Source organism: Alteromonas sp. ABH4_457 (genome assembly GCF_056160625.1).
Map to the genome: position 1 here is coordinate 585,862 of NZ_JBSWXN010000001.1, position 18,152 is coordinate 604,013.

The following is an 18,152-nucleotide window of genomic DNA, read 5'->3' on the forward strand; positions in this document are numbered from 1 at the left end:
AGTTTCAATGTCGCCGCGGTTCAGTAAGCCTTGCCTAGAAGACTAGAATTCGATAATAACGGCGTGACATGATAAATCTACCTAGGAATTTTTAGCTTTAAGTTTGGGCTTACCTAGAAATACATATAAATATCGGTTAAATAACTTGATAGTTATGAACAGTAAAATTATAAAAAGTGACTGCCTTAAGGCTAAAGCTAGCATTGCGTTAGGTATAATACTTGAAAGAATATGCATTGTAATTTTCAAAGCTTGATGAGTCCCCAATATTATCATAGTGTTTCGTCCTAAATAAATGAATAAAGCTCTGACGTGGTTTCTAGCATCCAATTTAATATCGATAAAAATAGAAAATAAAACGAATACTGCGATTCCACAGAATGCAGAAATATAAGTTAGTGCAATGTTATTAAGCTTATTAGCTGCCATATCCAATTGCCCAGTATTTAGGAAACAAGTGATCACATTGGCAAAAGTTAATAATATAAAGAAGAAAATTATGCAACATGCTCTATTTTCAGAGTTTATGCTTTTAAACCAGCTGTTTGTTTTGAAACCAATGCCATAAAATAAAGAAGCAGTTGGTACAACCTCCAACTTATAAGGCAAATGTATTTCGCGCAAATACAAATAATACCCCAAGGTTGCTAAGCTGGCAGTCAATACCCAAAATAATTTTTTATTCGCATACTTAACGACCAAAAAAATTGTTAATTCAGAGAGGAACAAAACAGGTATAAACCAAAGAGCGATTCCTTCCCATCCCCAAAATATTACCTCTAGAGTAAATTTAGTATATTCACTAGTTTTCGTGTCGTATACGCCTGCAATATATAAAAATAGAAACCAAATTAGACATAGAGCGGTTAGAAATAAATAAGGCGTTAAAAGAGTCTTGAAACGAGCTTCAATAAATGAATTTAATTTGATGTGCTTTAGTGGATTAAATAAATATCCCGAGATGAAAAAAAACATAGGCATATGAAAAGACCATATCCACCATGAAAAATTTTCAGGTATGGAGGAGTGACCGATTACGACAAGTAATATTCCTACTCCTTTATAGATATCTATCCATTCAACTCTTTTTATTTTTTCCATAATATTTATACTTGATTATTTTTGCTTGTAGAAATTGATGTTTTTATCAATTACACCTACGAAAATTTAATCCCTATTTTTACGAGGGATAATTGTTCATACTAAGACAATATTGGACATAAATTTTTTCGGGATATCTTCTCTGGTATCAAACAACTAATATACCAATCGTCTTAACTGATCCAGAATGTATGAACATTTCTCACACTAGGTTGTACTCATCGAAGACATACCGTCTCGGAGTGGTACACGGTTCGTAAGGGAATCGCTTTCTTTGCGGTATTAAATCTATTAATATCCCATTTTCTGTAATAGCATCGACTCAATACCTGACACTGGTATCACAAAGTTTTTCTATGATTAAATATATTTAACTTCAAAAAGTTCGCTTGAATCTATCGATCCTATATCGTACTCAACATCAGGAGCACTTAATTGCGCTTCCAGCCATTTACAAATTCGTTTCTGAATGAATGCATAACCGGTTCTACAATGAAATGTATTTTGAAACCTTCCAGTGAAAAGTTTACTTAAGTCTTTTTAGGGTCTAAACATGTCACCTCATGTCCAGCCGCTTAAGAGCTAGAGCCCTATGATAAGTTTTTGAAGATTGCGGCATTGTTCCGATATAAAATGTGCATTATTCACTCATATCTGTGCCAACAATCGTATTAGGATCTAGTTGCGACAACTCCTGACGAAACGCCTCCATAATGGATTCGTAACTTAAGTACTTCTCTGCATACTTTCGTGCGTTCGCACCAAATACAGCGCGCTTTTCGGAATGCTCTGCTAAATCACGAATTGCATCAGCGAATCCCAAAGCATCATCAGGCCTCACTGCAATACCTTTATCCTGAATCACTCTGTGAATCTCTGTGCCAATATCGGCAGTGGTTACAACAGCTCTTCCAGATGAAAGCATACCCGTTAGCTTTGAGGGCATTACCAGATCTGAAACGCCAGTTTGTTGAGGAAGTAAATGAATATCTGCTAGGTTTAGAAAGTCACAAAGATTTTCGTAAGGCTGAAGTGGTAGCCAGATAATGTTGGATAACTCAATAGCGGCTGCTTTTAAACGAGACAATGCAGAGCCTGACCCACACATAATAAAAGTGATGCCTGAAAGCGCCTCTGCAGCTTTGATAATGATCTCAAGACCTTGCTTTTCGCCCATATTGCCTGAATACATTGCAACAATATCACTGTCGGAAATAGAGAGTAAACGACGATAGGTAGACGTTTTTTGCGGTGAAATAAACTGTGTATCGACCCAATTTGGAAAAAGCATTTTTTTTTCCTCAGGCACAGCCTTTTTGGTCAATAAATTCATCATTGAGTGAGAAATTGTCGATACTTTTGTAAATTTACCTAACAGAAACTTTTCTATTTTATAAATAGATTTCTTTAGTTTACCAGATTTTATAATGCCTAGATCAAATGCCGCATCAATTTCAAAGTCCTGAATATGAAGAATGGAGTTTGAACCGCTTAATTTACTAACTACTAACGCGCCAATACTATTTAATATTGGGGGCTCAACAGAAATCACGACATCTGGCTTCCAAAAAATTTGCTTAAGAACCACGGGAAAGCTTGATATTGCAAATGAAGCTAAATGAATAATTCGTTTAACGCCGGTTACGTTTTTCGGCACCCAAATCGGACAACGGATAACAACTAAGTTATTCTTTTCTTCTTTGGTGAATCGCCAGGGCGAATAATTTTTATTAATTTTCCATTCTGGGTAGTAAGGTGGCGAACAGATGACTTTAACCTCATCACCGTTGCTGGCTAACCATTCTGCCATTTCTCCCGAGTATTTACCTATCCCGGTAAGTTCAGGAGAATAATTTGTAGAAATTAAAAGAACTTTCAACGTACTTAGCTCGCGCTTGGTGGTTTGAGGCCCCATTCAGCAGTAACAATAGCTTCCACTGCTGAACATTTATCTGTATTTCCACTGATTTTTCTTTCTACTTCGTATACTTTTGCATCAACTAGAAAGCGATACCACAAACCTTGCAAAAAATTCCATTGCAAGCCCCGCCATCCGTCTAAAAATCCTAAGCGAATTGTATAGCGGTAGAAGAAGTAGAAAAAAGGTCGAACAAATAAAGGCATCTTTGAATACACATTTTCTTTTAGCCAGCGCTTGAACATAGCCTGTTCTTTATCATCTTCGTCACGAACATCTGAAGGCATGAACTTATACTTATGATTGAGCAAATCGGCAGCTTCCCTATTGGCGTAGTGGTTGTGTTTCGTCGTCCACCAGGTTAAGGAATTCAAGTTATCATCAATAAAGTCATGTTCAAATCGAACTGTGTCTCCATCAGTGAGGACTATATGTTCGTCCATCCAGCGATTCTCACACCTACCATGATTATTTCTCCATAAGCGAAGCATCCACATGGGATAAGTTGCACCATGTTTCATCCATTTCCCCATAAAATGAATTCTACGCCGCATGTATATGCCTTTTACCTGTGGCTCTAAGCTATGAAGCTTATTCTGAATTTCTGAAGTCAGTTCTGGAGTAATGTATTCATCTGCATCCAGACGCATTACCCAATCACCTGAGATAGGGGCGTTATCTAATCCCCAATTAAATTGGTGAGCGTAATTATTCTGCCACTTATTTTGTAACACAACGGCGCCAAGTCCCTTTGCTATTTCCACAGTTTTGTCGGTTGAAAATGAATCGATAACGACAATTTGAGAAGCAAAATGCTTTACCGATTCAATCGCTCGCTCTATATGCTGCTCTTCATTATAGGTAAGAATCTGCACAGTAATAGAAGGCATAAAGTATCTAATCCTATGTTCAGTTTTTGATAATGCGCTTTTTGATCGCTTTTGCAGGACTGCCAGTGTACACCGACCATTCTTCTGTATCTTTGAATACTACACTGCGAGCACCAACAACAGTACCTTCACTGACCACAACTCCCGGGCCTATGAAACACTCTGTGCAAAGCCAAACATCGGCCTCAATCTTTATAGGTAGCGCATACAGCTGAAATTTTCTATCTGTATAATCGTGTGTGCCAGTACAAAGATGGGACCCTTGAGATACAATTGAGCGTGCGCCTATTGAAATAGTTGCCATATTATAGACGATTACTCCGTTTGCTATACAAGCGTCATCTGCCATTACAAGATTCCATGGCGCCCAAATTTTTGCGCTGGGATAGATGTGGCAATTTTTGCCTAATTTCGCCCCGAACAGACTCATTATAAGTGCTCTGTATTTATGCATGGGCCGCGGGCTAAACCTAAAAAATATATTATACACTGCCGCCCAAGCAACACGACTTATACGATTTTTTAGGCTAAAGCTGGCTTCATAAAATGGATTAATTCCTTGCTTAATCATTGCCAATATCGCTTTTTATCTGTTCTACTATATTCCTTGTTGCCTGCTTTATATCAAACTTTTCCTTAAAACAAATCTCTGACTGCTTTGAAATTATTTGTTTTTCAGCTGGTCGCTTTGAAAGCCATTTAGAAAATAGATTTTCCGTTCCTTCAAGTGTGTCTTCTTCAACAATACCTGCATCCATCTCTTCTATTTCACGCCAGATATTAACTTTATCTGTGATAAGGACGGGAGTACCGAGAGCTAAGGATTCCGCTACCGAAATACCAAAGTTCTCTTGATGAGATGGCAGTATGAATGCTTCAGCTGCTTTGATCGCAGCCCATTTTAGTTCATTTTTAAGCATGCCAGTCCAAGTTATGTGGTCATCTGCACCAAGTGCTTTTGCGAGTCGAATTAAATCTGACTTCCAATTTGTTTGGTCTGGCCCTGCTATGACTAAATGTATCTGTGGATTTTTCTTCAATACTTTAGCAAAGGCTTCAATTAAAAGATCGCAACCTTTTTTTTCATGAATGCGACTCATGAACAGAAAAATAGTTTTACCTTTAAGTTCGGGAAAGCTGTCGAAGAAAAAATCCGCTTCTGCTTGTCTTCCAATACTTGGAATAGTGGTTCCATAATTAACTACCACAGGATTCACTTTATATGGGTGAAATGATAAGCCAGCAAGATTTTTCTCTTCTTCACAGGTAAAAAAAACTGCTCTAGCATCGCGCAAAACCGCATATTGAGATGCGAGCCAAAACAGATATTTCTTTATGTGTTTAAGTGGATACTCATACTTAAAGTATGGATCTAACATACCGTGAGGAAAAACATAATACGGAACACTACTATTTTTTAATGCTAAACGCACGGCATGACCATGGTATTGCCATAAACCGTGGACAATAACGCCATCGAACTGATTAGCTATTTTTTTTAATTCAGTTATTAACTTGGGATTATAAGAAAAGGTTCCTTTGCCTTGTCCAATTGTAATGACACTGATATGTTCTACAGAACCTAAATCGTCATCTGGTTCATCCATCGTCAGTACCGTAGCATCGACACAGAGTTTTGCATAAAATGAGGTTATGTTTCTAACCCCTTGCGCTGGACCACCCTGCTCAAGTTTCAGTGAACTGATTACGTGCAAGATTTTCATCAGATATCCCTATCTTATATTTCTAAATATTTCTAATTACCAAAAACCGCCAATGAAGAATTTTCGCTCTTCATCATTCAGTGAATTTAAAAAATCATTCACAAAATTAGATTGTACATTAAATGAAGTCAAGGATTCATTTGAAATTTCTGATACTCTGAATAATAAGCCGTCGGCTCTATAACCGTGAGCAGCTAAGTAAATTCGATTATAATGTAAATCCATTGTTGAATTAACAACGCCGTTTCCCAAACGAATCCAATACATCACGTTCTCATTTCTAAACTGGCGCTTAGCAACTAATTTATTTACTGGCAGTTCAGAGTTTTCGTATTGTAACAAGTCTGTCGATCTATCGGTAATTTTAAATCCTTGAGCAGGGTAACATGCATCCGGGCGATGTACCTGATTTGGGAACATCTGATCGCTGCCGTACGCTAGCGAAACCATGATTACATTCTGCGTTTTGATATTTTTATAAATACGTGTAACGCTAGATGTGTATAGTTCACTTACACGTTGTTCTATTTCTGGGCTAACAGTAACTCTGGTGTAGTCGTCATTGATTCGCTCCCAGTTGCCAAACTGTTCTGGCATTAATGCTTCGTAATCAGGTTCTCCAATATAACGAAACCACTCTTTCTGGGGTATAACCCAGTCAGCCACGAGAAACTGAGTAGATAGTAGCAATAACATGATGAGCAGCGTAAAAATCTGCTTAAGAGATAGCTTAATCATTACACATTAGCCTTACTATTTGACTGCGGAATTAAACGCAACAATGAATCGACGCTGACCATCAAAATTAAGCCGAAAATAAAGAGGGCAAGAGATGCGAAATCATGCATGAATCCTTGACCTGCTGCATCTCCAAAATAGTAAGTAATCAATATAAGCGATATAACCCTTAGAATATTCGAAGTGATTGAAATTGGCACGATGAGAATAGCGAGACCTGCTGTTCTTATATAAGAAGGATGACGAACAAGATATAAGTAGAGTATGCCCATGGTTTCCAGCATTAATAAGGTACGCATACCGGAGCAGGCGTCGGCGACAAACAATTTGTAATTTCCAACCAAAATTATAATACCGTTTTGTGCTACTGGATATCCAAGGTTGTATAAAATATCAACTGCTACGTCACTAACCAATAACTTAAGGAAACTGGACAGCGGGTCGATAATCACTCCAGGAATAGGGATCATTAAAAACATGAAAAAAACTGGGAATAGTAATAACTTAATCGCAGTCAAGCCAAATACATATGTGTACACCCCACAGAAAATTAATATAAAACTTAAAATCTTAAAATGGACCATATCGGTAAAACCACCTAAGACGTAAAACATGAATGCGCAAGCGAAGAATAAAATCCCGAGTGCGGGATGATTATCAGTTGTATCTAAAGCAAAGATTTTCTTCTTTTTTTGAAAAACTAAAAATAAAGAAATCAATAAAACGAGGGGGCCATGAGAATGAACAGGGTTCGACCACGCCCCGTTATTACTGAGATCAATAAAGAACGGTACATAGTAGAGTGCGACCGCTACGTGCAAAAATAATAAAATTGCGTTATTTGTTGTTTTAAATTTTATGAAGCTCATACCGTTCCTGTTATTGTGATGTCTCTTCGATGAGTGGTATAGAAGCATACATAATTTCTCTTTCAGCAAGATCTGTATCAGAGTCTTTATATAAAACGTTTTTATATGTCATTTTTATAATTGGAGCCGGTTTTGGAGGGGTAAGTATAATTTGACTTTTTTCTACAGAGTATGTCGCGTTATATTTAGCAGCTTGCTGTGTCAATTCGCTCATCGAATCCACGACGTCCGTAATGTAGAAATGCATAGCTGATTTTCCATCTTCTAATATGAAGTATTGATAATAGTCATCAGTTTCATACTTGAAAGCCTGCGCTAACGACTGTATTTGAATATAAGTATCACCTTCTTTGATCTGGATGACGCGATCTGTCTTGTTAATGGTATCGAAGAATTTAGGTATCCGACAACGCACAAATTGGGCTAATTCATTTGTATATTTGGAGCGATGTGCGGTAAATGTATTTACGAACTGAGTAAAGGGGTCTCCCGCTGGAATGTCAGAAATAAAAAGCACGTTATTTTTATCAATAATATGTGACTGCATAAATGGCGAGCTTCTGTCATACCAACGATTTTTATTGTTATCATCTGGCTCTGCTGATAAGTTACTATACCAGTAGGGTTGGGTACAGTCTATTTGGTTGTATATGTAATCAGAGGCGACAGTTAATCCGAATTCAACTAAGTTACCGCTGTACCAATAAGGGAAGTATCTTATACTGCCAGAACCAAGGGCATAGTTTTCACCAATATATTTTTGTGTAAAAATCTCGGTTCCCTTATCTTGCCCCCATTGCGAAAAAGTGGGAATTTCATCAGTAACGACTTCATCATTGTTAGTAGCTTTAGAATCACTATTATATAAGTCTAGAGGCAGCCAATCAGATAAAACGTAATTTATCCAGAAGCTGGGTGACTTACCACTATTAAAATCGGCTAGCTTTAAATCGAGTTCGGAGCCAAAGTAATACCACAACATCCGTTTGTCGAGTCCGAGAGCGATTGTATTTTTTTCAAAGCCTTCAACGGAACCGTTAAGTTCATTTGAGGCCCAGCGAGTAAGGGGCGGTATTAGCTTCCCTTTAAATGAATTAGCCTTTAAATATTCTAAAGTTTTATATGCCTCACTTTCAGCTAGAGATTTTAAGTTTGGGTCTTCAGAGAAATCAATAAGATTTAACAGCGGAAAAAAATTTGTCTCGACGTAGTTTGGAGAGGCGATTTCAAAATGACCATGTTCCGACGTTTGGGTAAAACGTTTAAACAAGTTATTATAAATTAGATTCTCAATTTTACTACTTGAGTATTCACCCCTATTTTTCCAGATCCAAGAATCCTGGTTAAAATATTGCGAGAGCAAGTACCAGGAACTTCCTTGCAGGATAGCATGATTAAGCGTGCCGTGACCAAGGTAGTCGTTATTGTTACAGCAGGGTCCCTTAGCTACAAAATCTCTCAGTACAGCAATGTTTTGGTCTGACAAACAATGTTCAAACTGATAAAGATATCTAACTATAGCTGGTAATACAAAGTTTTCTACGGAGCGACCGTTATCGTTGGACTGATTTTTAAAGTCAACCATGTAACTTGAGTATTCTGCTTTACAACCGTTAACCGCAGTGTCTCCGAGTATCCAATATGCTTTACTGATAAAATGATCTGATGCCTTATATCGTGTATCCGCCCAATCCATTAGCTGTGCACGACGTCCCTCTATTGTGGAGTAATCATAAACTCCTCTGCTGTTATTATCGGGTGCAGCATAGCTTTTACAGGATATTAAAAAAACACTTATAACAAGATAAAATAGTGTGCTAACTGCCGATGGTCTGGAAGTCATAATAGGTTCCCGTATTCTATTTAAAGTACTGTTAGCTCAAGCAATTGACTGAAGTTCAATGTATTAGCCGTTAACTCATGTGTATTTCAAGTGTGGTTTGAACATAGTATTTAACACAAACATTATGGCACAAAATATCAGAACATCCGTAACGAAGCCCCTAACTAAAAAGTTAACAACTCCTTGTAAGCCATATACAGGTAACTGAAATAAGATATATTGCGAGGCAATTGCAAAAAATGGGAATGAAATAACTAAGCCATAAACTTTATCGACATGACTGTAAAGATCAATTACTAAGAAGAAGATAAATGACATAGCGAAGAAAATGAATGGCGCATACAACCCGAATACAACCTCAAGGTTGACAAAAGAAGAAGCTACCTTTAGTCCGCCTAAACGTCTACCTGTAGTTTCATGAACTAAAATATCTGTAGTGCTATTCATGTGCTCCATCTTATCTAGTTCTATGCCGAACATGTCAATTACCGGTTGAGGCATTATGGCGATAAATTTTCCTTCTAAGTGCTTTTTTACTTCAACTTTACCGCTTTCCCTCAAGCCTGATGAATAGTAATATGCGTTATCGTGAAATTTTGTAAGTACGAAGCGCGTTAGGACGCCATTCTCTATATAATCTTCATCGTAATTGGTATAAATTTTATTTTGAATGAACTTATCTTTACCCACTAATTCCTTATCTGATGAGTTTATATAAATATCAAAAGTATTCTTTAGCATGGTTATTGGTGAAACATCATCCCGATCTTGCCGAGCTATTAACATAGCATCTGAAAATCCAGAAAAAGGTTTGAGTAGTCCAACCATGAGAATGATCAATAAGAATGATTTTGTATAAAAAGTGAGGCTATATTTCTCATTTTTAAATAGTAATATAACTATAGCCAAAATAAACAGATTTACCAGTGCTGCGACAACCAGCGACCTGCTGTTGAAACTAATTCCCGCAGCGCAAATCAAAAAGAAAAAAAGAAAGATAAATATGTACTGCTTTTTCTTGTTTGCGTAATCGATACCAAAATTGTGAATGTAAATGATGATAAAGAAAGGAAACCACATCAGAAATCTAAAATTAAAAATCCCTCGACCAATCTCACCCGGTAAGATTTTTCCCAAAATAAGCGCACTCAATCCTAAAAACGCTACAATCCAAACTGTATGTACTGAAGGTACATTGTATAATCCGATTTTGGTTAATATACTTCTTAGACTCAATGAATTATTCGTACTTGTATCTTTAAAATTGTTAAATAGAGTTAAATATGTAAAATGGCTTGCTAAGGCAATTACTTGATAAATTGCAATTCTTCCAAATGTCAATTCCGAATTAAACAAGTATTTTGATACCGGATTCCAATAAAGCGTTTGAAATATGAGTGCTCCAAACGACCCTGTAAATAGCAAACCTATCAACACAAATGCTGATATTGCTGTTTTTGTATAGGCATTTGACCAATAGAGATAAGCTAATGTTAATACGGTTGTCAGGGCTATTATTAGTGTGCTGAACATATTTGACTGACTCAGATCTATCACTAACTGCGCTAGCATACATCCTACTAACGCAAACATAGTTCCAAACGAAAAAAAGTCTCTAAAAGTCACGGTAGATTACTCACTAGTTGCTAGATTGGAATCAGAACTCATTGATTACAGCGCCGATAACTTTCCCACCGCTTAAATTAACTTTCTCGACGATTTGTTTAAAGTTAGAAACCTTTGACAAATTCTTTTTACTAGTAATTACTACCCCCTTTATCAGGCTGGTTAAGATGTAGCCATCACTGTGCTCTTTTACACTCGGGCAATCATAAATTACGACATCATAAATACTATCTAAGTGATCCACTAAAATTTTCATTTCAGCGCGTCCTAAAAGCTCAACGGGATTTGGTGGTAAAGCCCCGCTCGTAAGTACGCTTAAGTTTTTTAAATGAGAGAGATTTTGAATAGCATTTATATCAGCTCTTGCCGCTAGTATTTGGGATAGGCCTAGAGAATTAGGTAGCTTGAACAAGTTGTGTTGTTCTGGCTTGCGCATATTTGCATCAACCAAAAGGGTTTTTTTCCCAAATTGTGCAAAAGAGATTGCGAGGTTAGCACAATTTAGTGAGGTTCCTATATCGTCGTCATCACCAAATATTGCAATTGAATTATTATCATTCAACCCTCTTAAAGTGAGTTGCACCCTAAGCAGACGTATCTTTTCACTATAAGGATGATCCGGCTTGAGTGCAGCTAGTAAGCTCTTATCGAATTTATCCGAATTTTTATCAATATACGAAAATTCAAACTGTTCCGATAAAACTATCTCGATATCAGTTTGAGTTAATAGGCCTAACCTAATTGCACAATCGCCGAATTTCAAGCCAGTACTCTTTTGCTCTTCTGTTATTTTTTCGATATCGCTCGGATTCAATTTACCTGATTTCACCAGGATTTCGCCGATGCTATCATTTTTGATGTTGTCTGATAACATATTTGTTATTCTCATCCTCGTTTGATTTTTGGTATTTCTGCTAGTACCGGTAAATTAAAACTATCTTCGATGATTTTTTTGTCTCGAATTCTTTTGTTTAACTGTTCAAACACTAATATGAAAAATAGAGAAATAATTGCGGAAAATAAAAAAGCAATAAGTACACTAGTTATCAAAGTCGTGTTTGAAGATGAAAAGGGGGCTGAAGCTCTATTTAAAATAGAAACATCTGTGTCTACTGAGTCGCCTTCTAATCTAAATAAATTCAATTTTTGTGTTGTAGCGTTGAACAAACTTTCAGTGTTCTGAACTTTATTCAACAATACTTTAAGGTTATCGCGACTTTTATTGTTAGCTAACATTTCCTGAGTTTGAGCAGCAATTTCGACTTCAGTATTCCTAATTAATGTTTTTGTTTCATTGATTTCTGCTGCTAGCTTTGATTTTGCTGAAAGAATCTCATTGATCAATCCATCGCGCTTTGATTCCATATCATTATAGGCTGATAGATAGCTCGGATGATTTTCACTAAACTTATTGCTAATTTCGGAGAATTCGAGCTGTGCATTAACGTATGCTACCTTCAGTCGATCAATCATTTGATCTGATATTGACGACGCATTAGGATTTTCAGGGTCAAAATTATCAAATGTAATTTGTTTTGTTTCAAGCGTACTAAGTTGTGTTTTAAGATTAATAAGTTGGTTGTTCAATTGTGCAACTCGAGCCGCTTCAATATCATAACCTTCGGAAATAGATAGTATACCTGTTTTTTGCTGGTAGTTAGAAAGTTCCTCTCGAGCCGAAATCAGTTCATCTTTTATATTCTCTACTTGAGTAGCATACCAAGCAGCTGTTCGTCGCGATGGGTCAATCTTAAGATCAAGGTTTGTCTGAACAAATGCTTCAGCAAATGCATTTGCAAGCTGAGATGCCTGTACAGGGTCTCCAGCGGTGTAGGTGATATAGATGATACTACTTTGCCGAGATGGTGTTACCTGTAAGTTTCGTAATAGTGAATATCCGAGCCATACATCAAAATTATTATTACTATTTTCTATTTCTCCAAATCGTGTCTGAAGCTCAATGTTTTTATTTAAACCTAATTTTCTTACTACTTTTAGTGCAACATTTATACTTTTAACAATTTCTACTTGAGTGGCCAAGAAAGAAGGCTGAATCAAAGATGGGACTGTGGCACCAGTAATAGGATCCTTTCCATTAACATTAATTATTATCGATGCCGTAGCCTCATATCGTTTCTCGGACAATAGAGATGAAGTACCGACTAAAGCGCATATAATGGCAACGAAAGCGATAATAAACCACTTTCTCGCCCAAATTACCTTAAGAAATACAGAAAATGACATGGGTTTCCGAGCCTCTAATTAAAAAATACTTTCGTTTACGTACAAGGTATCGTTAGCTTGAATAAGCGTACTTTCGTCTACTTCAACGTCTTTAAATTTTCCATTCTCGGATTTACGTTTAACTTTCAAGCCTCTGGTCGTACCTACACTTGCAATACCACCGCCTAATGCAATCGCTTGTGCCACCGTCATTTCGCGTTTTAAGCGGAAACTACCTGGCCGATTAACTTTACCGTAAATATAGAACACTGGCGCTTCAGGAACATAAATTATATCCCCAGATTGAATGTGCATATCTCGCATTGTTAAAACGTCTGTTTTGCCATCAACAAATATCTGCTCTAAGTTTAGTGTAATTCTATTTTTTGATGACTGATTATTAGCTTTTATAATAGTAATATCGTGTGATGCATTGGGATTTAGGCCTCCCGCTATTGCTATAAAATCTACCAGTGTTTTTGCTCCAGCGCTTAATTGATATTTCCCTGGCGCATTTACTTGGCCCAACACTGAAACGGTATTGGTTTTTGACTCTAATACAACAATTATAACTTGAGGGTTTTTTAAAACTTTCTTCTCTATCAAACGCTTTTCGATTTTTTCACTGGCCTCTGTCGCGATTAATTCAGCTATCTCTATCGAGCCAATTAATGGCAAGCTAATCACCCCTGTGGTTGAAACTTCAGTTTGTGTGGTTAAATCGGGGTTTCCGTAGACTGACACTTTTAATACATCGCCTGGTTGTATCACTTTTTCTTGTGAAAAAGCTGAGTGACTAAAAAAAAGAAGTATAAAAGTTAGAACTATTAGCCTAAGCATGGATTATTCACCTATTAAAACTAGAAAATTGCGATTATCGTAGCGTAAGTCGAGTTAGAATCGAAATTACGTATCAATAAATCTGAACGTTGGCTATTGAATTGGTAACCGACTTGCAATTCGATATTCATATTTGGTTTATATACTATATTGACTTCAGCATTTCTGTACGTATTTTCTGACACGTTTTCCAAGGTATTTTGCAAATTGGAATTAAATTCGTAGCGCCTTTTATTATATTCGGTTTGTAATCCAACAGATACCTTAGATAGTACTTGCCATGACATACCTAAACTAATCATTTTAGTTCTTTGGAAATCGGTATTAATATTTTCTGAAGGAGATAATTCTTCAGCTATAAGCGCGGTAAAAACCATCGTTGTGCTTGGTTTCCAACTATATGAAAAATTATAACCCAAATCTGAAATATCGAAGCTTTGAGATGTTTCTAAATGCTCCGGCTGTAGTTCCCGCCATGCCAAGCGAGCACTGATCTGGGTTTTTTGGCTATAGTTGTACGTTGATGCAAGAATAATTGTTGAAAGTGAATATTCATCGTCAACTAGACTACCAATCTCGTAGGAGCGGTTATCGTAGGCAATGTCTTCTCGTACCGCGGATATCGAGAAGGTATTTTGAGATAATGTTTCATATATTAACTTTGCATTTGATGCGATAACGCTCTTATTGTTGAAATTTAATGCATCGACACTGTAATCAGTATTTCTTTTTCTCACGCCGATTTGTGTATGCCAATGACTATGCAATTGCCAATTCATTGTAAATTCAGCAATATCGTTATCAATTTTTGATGCTAATAGTGCTGCGTTTAAATTATCTCTGAAGTTCGCGAGTTTTCTGTCTTTGCTGTAACCGATATTGCCTGAAAATAACCGGTTAAAATACCAATTCCATTTAGCGTTGTAGTTGACTGCTGTATTGTCGAGTTGGCTATTATTTGAAAATTTATTTTCAGAAACGCCTACGCTAGCGAGAAATTCTTGTTGAGAAACGTCCCAATTCATTTCTGCATTAGCAAATACGGTGTTTATCGTGTCAGAAAAGTTAAAGTCAGGAAGAAGTAACCTGATTTGTTCTGAATCTTTATTTATCTTGTACAGATTGTCATCATAGGTGACGCGTGCACCTACGGCAGATGAAAATGTCCCTTTTTCACTTGCAATTGCACTATTTGAAAATGCAATTAAGCAAGATAAGGAGCCTACAAAAATACGACTCACCACATCCTTCATTACAGAGTACTCTAATCTATTGGTTTGAAATCACCTACGTACTCAATTTGAGCAGCATCTTCCAAATTGGATACTAGCTGTTCAACATCTTCTTTACGCTTTTCGTTGTATAAATAACTTTCAATCGCAGGGCTTGCTTCATCAAAAGACAGAGGCAGAGCTTCAGTTTCCTCAATATCTAACACCAATAGGCCATCAGACATAGTTAGATAACCAAGGTCTTCCTCATTCAAACTGTAAAGAGGGTCTACCAATACCTTTGGCATTTTTTCGGTCGTCTGAATTAGTTGGTTCCGCTTAAAGCGCAGTCCTTCATTTTCTATTTTAACTTTTAGTGAGTCAATTGTTTGTGAAGATTCAATTAACTGTATTACTTTTTTTCTGTTTTCTTCTGGTACTTCAATGGCCAGTTGCGTATAGATAAACTTTTTCCGGTCGCGAAAGTACTGCGGATTGTCATCAAAATAGGCTCTAATATCGTTTTGTGTGACAGTCTCTGTCGAAGATGATTCGAATACCTTTTTCAAATAGGTATCTACAATTATTTTCTTCTTTGCCGCTTCAATTGCCAAAAGTGCATCCGGATCGCGGTCTAACTTCATCTTCTGCGCTTGTTGTAGCAACAGTTCCTGTTTAATAAGTTGGTCAAGAGCAATATTTGGAAGGTTTTCGCGCGAAGTGGTTTGTTTTAATTGTGCGTTTACTAATTGTTGAACCTGATGAACTGTGATTTCTTGGTCGCCGACCCTGGCCGCAACCTGACTTGGGTCTTTTATTTCCTCAAAATTTGATTCTCTTGTGCAAGAGTGTAAAAGTATCGTGGAGACTAAAACTGCAATTTTGAGGTTTTTCATATTAATTTTACTCTTTTACTTCAGGTTGTAGCGATGTTCATTACTGTAAATAAAGTGTGAAATTTCTATTTTTTCGAAGATAAAGATCTACGAATAAATCCATTACTTCTTATTCTGCTTACTTTAATCTTTAATGACCATTCGGATCAATAATTTACTTTATATAAAGTTATGCAAAAAAAAACGCAACACATCAACTGAGTTGCGTTTTAAACTAAACTTTATTAAATATTACTTCTTAAGACGGCGTCTAGCTACCAGTGATACAAAACCTAATCCGCTCAACAGCAATGCATATGTTGAAGCTTCAGGTACTGGCGAAATACTCAGTGAATAAGTACCGGCAGTAATAGCATTACCTGTAATTCCAACGTCGTATGTGCCTGCACCAAGAGTGAACGGTATTTCAGTTACTACGTCAGTGAAAGTGTAGGTGAAAAGTTCACCTAAACCTGATGTTAACGAGATCGTGAAATCTTCAATCGCAGCTGATGTAGCAAACGAGAAGTTGTACACTACTGAGTCAAAAGTAGCAGCAGAGGACAGTTCGAAAGATGCTGTATCTTCAAAGCCTCCTACAACAAAATTATTTACACCAAAAACAGACAGACCGGACACATCACCAAAGTCACCCAAGTCAGCGGCATTCGAGGCAGACGAGAGCCATACTAGAGATGCTGCAAGCATCAGCTTTTTTAATAACGTCATAAATATAATTCCTTTTGCAATGTTTTACATAAACTAGTTTATTTAAGCAATGCAGCACAGCCACCTTTAACTACTCAAATCGAATACTAAAGGCCTGTAACTTTCCGTCCATCGTTCACACTGAGGTTGGCTTTTTTACTCACAAATAATTATACATGCTTTAGTTTGGTTGAAAAGCGTGCAATTAATGTTCTGTTTTGGTTGGCGGTAAATATATAATTTCTATTAAATTTTATTCAATTTCTTCTAATATTAAAAGACTTTTTATTAAATGCGCATGTTGTTTTTTTGTTAAATTTTCTTGTTGTCGTTCGAATTGATTTGGCATATTAGCTTTTGGTATCTTGTATTATAACTAAAGTTCAGTCCTAAAACCGGCCGGATATGATTCTGGTGTCTAGATCTACATACAGAATTTTTCAACTTCACATGCTGTATGGTGCAAGTGGACGGAGGTTGAAGTAATAACCTAACCTATCACTTTTCCTAGTCGGGTGTTTTTGAGCAGTTGTGCAAGCGAAAGGGAAGCAAAGCAAACAATAACAACTAAACAAAATGCTATGATGAAATTTGTCGCTTCATTTTGCTCATAATTTCTTGGTACAACAAACCCCAAGGTATTAATAAGTAGTGGGTTCATGACAAAAATTGCCATGCTATTTCTCCCCATTAGAGATAAAACGCTTCCAGCGAAGCCTGAAATCGTAGGCTTTACCGTGAATAAGATAGTGCTAGCGAGACAGGTCGAAATTAGAACTGAAACTAAAGTATAAGGTGAAAATATCGCAGCGTTGTTGCCGAGAAACAGATACTCAAGTGGGACTGATAATGTGAGGGAAATGAAAAAAAGACACCATTTGCTATGTTTTCTGATTGGATGACTGGCTAATATAATACCTAAGCAAATATAAGGTAGCCAATAGAACACCGCGCGGTCTGATACTTTGTAAAAGTAAGACGGAAGCTGAGAGCCACGGTAAGTCAGGTAGAGAAAGGCCGTAAGAGTTAGAAGAAAAACAGCTATTGGGAAGAGCCTAGACTTGTAAGTCATCGTTCTAATAATTGGGAAAATTAGTAAAACCTGGAAGCACAATATAAAAAAATACTGACCAGCCCAGCCATAGCCAGAGAAATACGTTGTTAATAATTTTTCAGGAGATACTAGTAATTCGGAGAAGTTAGCTGACATGAAAAAATACAACAAGGACCAGAACAAAAAAGGATAAAGCAAAGATAACAATCTTCTAGAAAAAAATTCTTTGTAGTTTCTTTTTTGTATGGCCTTTTCTAAGAAAAACGAAAATATAACTATAAAAATAGGAACTGCAAGTCTAAAAAAATCGGAAACGAATGAAACAGCTTTATGAGAACCATCCAACAACCAAAGGGAGTGTATGTAAACTACCCCGAATATTGAGATCCCTTTTAGTTGATCGAAAAAAATGTCTCTTGATGAAGAACTCATGGCTGTAGCATTTCAACTATATGAATTACTGAGTATTTGGCTGGTTTAGAAGTCCTTTTCGTGTCAGTCAAGTTAAATCCTTTTTGAATATATTTTTGGA

General features: G+C 36.7%; 16 protein-coding genes. All 16 read right to left on the reverse strand.

Annotated elements, in window-relative coordinates; genetic code table 11:
• Window positions 1–81 precede the first annotated feature (81 nt).
• Window positions 82–1,101: an acyltransferase family protein gene (locus tag ACXAGR_RS02455; protein WP_474847913.1), complete on the reverse strand. Its 1,020-nt coding sequence runs from the start codon at window positions 1,099–1,101 to the stop codon at window positions 82–84.
• Window positions 1,102–1,741: 640 nt separating this feature from the next.
• Window positions 1,742–3,016, reverse strand: coding sequence for a WcaI family glycosyltransferase (locus tag ACXAGR_RS02460; RefSeq protein ID WP_474847915.1), 1,275 nt, complete (start codon window positions 3,014–3,016; stop codon window positions 1,742–1,744).
• Window positions 2,986–3,909 (reverse strand): glycosyltransferase family 2 protein, encoded by a 924-nt coding sequence (locus ACXAGR_RS02465; protein WP_474847917.1) that lies wholly within the window; start codon window positions 3,907–3,909, stop codon window positions 2,986–2,988. Before ACXAGR_RS02465 ends, ACXAGR_RS02460 begins: the two co-directional genes overlap by 31 nt.
• Window positions 3,910–3,928: 19 nt before the next feature.
• A complete protein-coding gene (locus tag ACXAGR_RS02470) occupies window positions 3,929–4,258 on the reverse strand; it encodes a putative colanic acid biosynthesis acetyltransferase (RefSeq protein ID WP_474847919.1) in 330 nt (109 codons plus the stop codon).
• A gap of 214 nt (window positions 4,259–4,472) precedes the next feature.
• Window positions 4,473–5,633: a glycosyltransferase gene (locus ACXAGR_RS02475; RefSeq protein WP_474847921.1), complete on the reverse strand. Its 1,161-nt coding sequence runs from the start codon at window positions 5,631–5,633 to the stop codon at window positions 4,473–4,475.
• Between the two features lie 36 nt (window positions 5,634–5,669).
• Window positions 5,670–6,371: an exosortase C-terminal domain/associated protein EpsI gene (locus tag ACXAGR_RS02480; RefSeq protein ID WP_474847923.1), complete on the reverse strand. Its 702-nt coding sequence runs from the start codon at window positions 6,369–6,371 to the stop codon at window positions 5,670–5,672.
• Window positions 6,371–7,240: an exosortase gene (xrt, locus tag ACXAGR_RS02485; RefSeq protein ID WP_474847925.1), complete on the reverse strand. Its 870-nt coding sequence runs from the start codon at window positions 7,238–7,240 to the stop codon at window positions 6,371–6,373. Before xrt ends, ACXAGR_RS02480 begins: the two co-directional genes overlap by 1 nt.
• 10 nt (window positions 7,241–7,250) lie before the next feature.
• Complete coding sequence (locus ACXAGR_RS02490) at window positions 7,251–9,083, reverse strand: hypothetical protein (protein ID WP_474847927.1); 1,833 nt, start codon at window positions 9,081–9,083, stop codon at window positions 7,251–7,253.
• A gap of 75 nt (window positions 9,084–9,158) precedes the next feature.
• Window positions 9,159–10,655, reverse strand: coding sequence for a hypothetical protein (locus ACXAGR_RS02495; RefSeq protein WP_474847929.1), 1,497 nt, complete (start codon window positions 10,653–10,655; stop codon window positions 9,159–9,161).
• Between the two features lie 85 nt (window positions 10,656–10,740).
• A complete protein-coding gene (locus ACXAGR_RS02500) occupies window positions 10,741–11,583 on the reverse strand; it encodes a CpsD/CapB family tyrosine-protein kinase (RefSeq protein ID WP_474847931.1) in 843 nt (280 codons plus the stop codon).
• A gap of 11 nt (window positions 11,584–11,594) precedes the next feature.
• Complete coding sequence (locus ACXAGR_RS02505; protein ID WP_474847933.1) at window positions 11,595–12,953, reverse strand: Wzz/FepE/Etk N-terminal domain-containing protein; 1,359 nt, start codon at window positions 12,951–12,953, stop codon at window positions 11,595–11,597.
• Between the two features lie 18 nt (window positions 12,954–12,971).
• Window positions 12,972–13,772 carry a polysaccharide biosynthesis/export family protein gene (locus tag ACXAGR_RS02510; RefSeq protein ID WP_474847935.1) on the reverse strand — a complete coding sequence of 267 codons (801 nt, stop codon included), beginning with the start codon at window positions 13,770–13,772 and terminating at the stop codon, window positions 12,972–12,974.
• Between the two features lie 20 nt (window positions 13,773–13,792).
• Window positions 13,793–15,025, reverse strand: coding sequence for a hypothetical protein (locus ACXAGR_RS02515; protein WP_474847937.1), 1,233 nt, complete (start codon window positions 15,023–15,025; stop codon window positions 13,793–13,795).
• An 11-nt stretch (window positions 15,026–15,036) separates the two neighbouring features.
• Window positions 15,037–15,879 carry an EpsD family peptidyl-prolyl cis-trans isomerase gene (locus ACXAGR_RS02520; protein ID WP_474847939.1) on the reverse strand — a complete coding sequence of 281 codons (843 nt, stop codon included), beginning with the start codon at window positions 15,877–15,879 and terminating at the stop codon, window positions 15,037–15,039.
• A 231-nt stretch (window positions 15,880–16,110) separates the two neighbouring features.
• A complete protein-coding gene (locus tag ACXAGR_RS02525; RefSeq protein ID WP_474847941.1) occupies window positions 16,111–16,587 on the reverse strand; it encodes an FxDxF family PEP-CTERM protein in 477 nt (158 codons plus the stop codon).
• A 469-nt stretch (window positions 16,588–17,056) separates the two neighbouring features.
• The gene (locus ACXAGR_RS02530; RefSeq protein ID WP_474847943.1) at window positions 17,057–18,052 is read right to left on the reverse strand and encodes an acyltransferase family protein; all 996 of its coding nucleotides are present in this window, start codon (window positions 18,050–18,052) and stop codon (window positions 17,057–17,059) included.
• Window positions 18,053–18,152 lie beyond the last annotated feature (100 nt).